Source organism: Streptomyces tailanensis (genome assembly GCF_008386495.1).
GTDB lineage: Bacteria > Actinomycetota > Actinomycetes > Streptomycetales > Streptomycetaceae > Streptomyces > Streptomyces tailanensis.
In genome coordinates this window covers 1-1,220 of record NZ_VTHJ01000179.1, presented here as the reverse complement: position 1 = coordinate 1,220, position 1,220 = coordinate 1, and the positions used below count along the sequence as shown (strand labels likewise).

Here is a 1,220-nt window from a genome sequence, read left to right as displayed (position 1 = left end):
AGCCAACGCACCCTCAGCATCCCGTCGTCGAGCGGCTGGGCCAAGCGCGAGCTCACCGGCATCGAGCTACCCAGCGGGGCCGCCACCGTCACCGTGCGGGCGTCCGGTTCCGGCGGCGTCATCGTCGACCAGCTCTCACTCGTCAAGACCTCCGGCGACACACCACCGCCGCCGGGGGTCCGCTACGAGGTGGAGATCGCCCCGGCGGAGTGCCAGGGCACGATCGACTCGGATCACTCCGGCTTCTCCGGCAGCGGGTTCTGCAACGGCGCCAATGCCGCGGGCTCGTACGCGCAGTTCACCGTGAACTCGGAGACCGCCCGCACGGCGACGGTGGGGATCCGGTTCGCCAACGCCGCCAGTGCCGGGGCGAGGCCGGCGAACCTCGTCGTCAACGGCACCATGGTGGGACCCGTTTCCTTCGAGACCACCGGCGCGTGGTCGAACTGGTCGACCAAGACCGCAACCGTCTCGCTGAAAGCCGGCAGCAACACCATCCGGCTGGATCCGACCACGGCAGCCGGACTACCCAACATCGACTGCCTCGATGCCGCTGCCCCGGCTGCCTGACCCGCTGCACGCTCTGCCGGTCTCCTCTCCGACCGGCAGAGCGTGCGGCACCGCCTGCCTCGGACCACGACACCGTCACATGGTCAGGAGAAGGAATGAGCAGCAAGCGTCCGGCCCGCGTCATCGCGGTCACGACGACGTTGGTCACCATGGTGTCCGCGACGTTACTCATGGTGCCCGCGCCGGCGAATGCGATCTACGGAAGCGCGGACATCAAGCCGATCGAAAGCAATATCGCCGCCAAGGCCTGGGCCTCGGCGACGGCCAGCAGCGGCTCGTCACAGGCCGGGCTGGCCATCGACGGCGACCCGACGACGTCCTGGCACCCCGATCGCGCCGGCGCCCGGGAATGGCTCACTGTCGACCTCGGGGGCGGGTACGACAACCTGCGCAAGGTCAAGGTCATCTTCCCGGACCGTGGCGTGGCCTACCCGTACGTGGTCGAGGCTTCGTCCGACGGTCGCCGGTGGAAGACCATCGCCGACCGGTCCCGTAACCGAGCCGTGGCGCGCGGGGAAGTGCACCTGTTCACCCGGCCGGGAACGCGCTTCGTCCGGCTGATGTTCACCGGTGGGCAGGGGAGTGCCCAGGCAGGTGTCAGCGAGCTCCAGGTCTTCAACTACCTGCGCGACGACCTCACCCTCGGTGCC

Annotated in this window: 2 protein-coding genes; both read left to right on the top strand. The window is 69.2% G+C overall.

The annotated features are described in order from the left end of the window. Window positions 1-570, top strand: a 570-nt coding sequence (locus tag F3T56_RS45925) for a carbohydrate-binding protein (protein WP_342787075.1), incomplete at its 5' end; no start/stop codon positions are given. A 95-nt stretch (window positions 571-665) separates the two neighbouring features. Then, a partial coding sequence (locus F3T56_RS45920) for a discoidin domain-containing protein (RefSeq protein WP_149831378.1) occupies window positions 666-1,220 on the top strand: 555 nt, incomplete at its 3' end.